The 2090-nt window shown below is 72.4% G+C and carries 1 protein-coding gene and 3 pseudogenes; 2 read left to right on the top strand and 2 right to left on the bottom strand.

Annotated elements, in window-relative coordinates; genetic code table 11:
* Window positions 1-975, bottom strand: a pseudogene (locus tag ABZ297_RS46730) (hypothetical protein); the annotation flags it as partial.
* Window positions 976-1011: 36 nt separating this feature from the next.
* Here ABZ297_RS46730 and ABZ297_RS46725 point away from each other — a divergent pair.
* Complete coding sequence (locus ABZ297_RS46725) at window positions 1012-1245, top strand: hypothetical protein (RefSeq protein WP_355361050.1); 234 nt, start codon at window positions 1012-1014, stop codon at window positions 1243-1245.
* A 47-nt stretch (window positions 1246-1292) separates the two neighbouring features.
* Window positions 1293-1943 (top strand): annotated as a pseudogene (locus ABZ297_RS46720) (pyridoxal-phosphate dependent enzyme); the annotation flags it as partial.
* A 47-nt stretch (window positions 1944-1990) separates the two neighbouring features.
* On the opposite strand, the pseudogene ABZ297_RS46715 reads toward ABZ297_RS46720, so the two are convergent.
* A pseudogene (locus ABZ297_RS46715) lies at window positions 1991-2090 on the bottom strand (sugar ABC transporter ATP-binding protein); the annotation flags it as partial.

The following is a 2090-nucleotide window of genomic DNA, read 5'->3' as shown; positions in this document are numbered from 1 at the left end:
GCCCGGGGGCGCGGCGGCGGCCAGCCTGAACACGGTGGCGTGCCGGATCGTCCCGTCCTCCTCGCGCCAGGGCGCGGGCATCCGCAGGACACGGCGCGGCGCGTCGGTCACGGCCGCGATCGCGTCCTCCAGCGGCAGCCCGCACGCCAGCAGCTTGGTGAGCGTGGTGGCCAGGTCGTGCACGGGACCTGTGATGTTCCTGACGTGGATGTCGGTGCTGATGGAGTGCGGCGGGAACCCGGCCGCCACGGCGCGGGCGGCCACCTCGAAGCTGAAGCTGGCGGCGCCGTGCCCGACGTCCAGCAGCACGCCCCGGTCGAGCGCGCGGGCCAGCGCGGGCGCCGGCCTGCCGTCGGGGAGCCACGGGCGGCCGGTCTTGCCGTGATAGCAGTGGGTGATCACGTCGCCCTCGTCCAGCAGGTCGAGCACGTCCTCGATGAGCGGCGGCGCCTCCCCGACGTGCACCAGCAGCGGCAGGCCCGCCTCCCTGGCGGCCAGCCGGCCGAGCTGGAGCGGCTGCAACCCCATCGCGCCCACGATCGCGCCGCTGGAGCGGACCTTCACCCCGCACACCAGGCCGCGGTGCCGGTCGATGGCCGCGAGCGTCCTGTCGACGTCGACGAAGCTCGGGTCGGCGGTCTCGCGCAGGTGGACCAGCCCGTGCGAGCCGATGTTGAGCCACGCCCGCACCTCGGTCTCGGCGGCCGGGACGACGTAGCGGGCCAGCCCGTCGACGGTGGCCTCGCCCGCGCTGCCCGCGTCGGCCAGCACGTGCACGCCCTGCTCCAGGCCGACCCGGTCGGCCGGGACGCTGATCTGCGTCATCCCGTCGTACACGTGGGCGTGCAGGTCCACCCAGCCGGGGCCGACGTAGAGGTCTCCCGGCCGCTCGCCGGTCGGCTCCAGGACGGCCCTCCCGTCGCCGAGCACCAGGCGGGCGGGGGAGGAGCCGATCACGTTCAGCGGTTCGTTCACGCCAGGGCCTCCGCGACGGCGGCGTTGTGGAAGGTGGTGCGGGTCCTGTTTGAAACCCTGCGAGCTGTACTCGACGCCGGGCTCCGCGCGCAGGGGCAGCCCGACCAGGGAGTCGAGCAGCTCCTGCCGGATGTGACAGCGGCGGAAGAGCGGCTGCTGGCCGCTGAGTTCATCGACTCCCGTCCGAAAAAGGTTGACGCGTTCAGCCGAAACGGGCGATATTCAACCACGCGATACGACATTTCACCAGATAAAACGGAGCGGGATTGATCGCGGTCGCTGCCCGGCGGCCGCACCTACCCGAAGGCTTACCACCGATGAACCTGGCTTCCAGCTACGTGTGCGACGACTGCCACGCCCGCGTGCCGCTCCAGACGCCCGCCCTGCTCTGCGAGGCGTGCGGCGGCCTGCTCGAGATCGACTACGACCTCGGCGCCGCCGACCCCGGCGCGATCACGGCGCGGGCGGCCGCCAACCGCCGGCTCGGCCTGTGGCGCTGGTCCGACCTGCTGCCCCTGCCCGACGGCGCCGAGCCGCTGCACCTCGGCGAGGGCGACACCCCGCTGATGCGCACCAGAAGGCTCGGCCGCCACGTGGGCCTGCCCGAGCTGCTGATCAAGAACGACACCCTGATGCCCACCGGCAGCTTCAAGGACCGCGGCTTCTCCGTCGCCGTCGGCTTCGCCCGCGCGCTCGGCGTGCAGCAGGCCTTCACCTACAGCTCCGGAAACGCCGGAGCGTCGTTCGCGGCCTACGCCGCCAGAGCCGGCATCGAGGCGACCGTCCTGGTGGAGGACGTGGCCAACGAGTCGAAGATCTCCGCCATCAGCCTCAGCGGCGCCCGCGTGCTCCGGCTCCGCTACCGCTCGAGCCTGGAGGTCTTCGCCGGGGTGAGCGCCCTGTCGGAGTCCGGTCTCTACTGCTTCGTCAACTTCATCAACCCGGTCCGCCACGAGGGCATGAAGACCTACGCCTACGAGGTCTGCGAGGCGCTCGACTGGCGCGCGCCCGACGTGATGGTGAGCACCTCCGCCGTCTGGGCGACGCCCAGCGCGGCGGTCGGCTCGTCCAGGATGATCACCTTCGGGTCGCCGAGCAGCGACCTGGCGATGGCC

The organism is Nonomuraea sp. NPDC005983, assembly GCF_040614375.1.
Lineage (GTDB): Bacteria > Actinomycetota > Actinomycetes > Streptosporangiales > Streptosporangiaceae > Nonomuraea.
The sequence above is the reverse complement of the archived record's forward strand: the minus strand, read 5'-3'. Positions and strand labels throughout refer to the sequence as shown.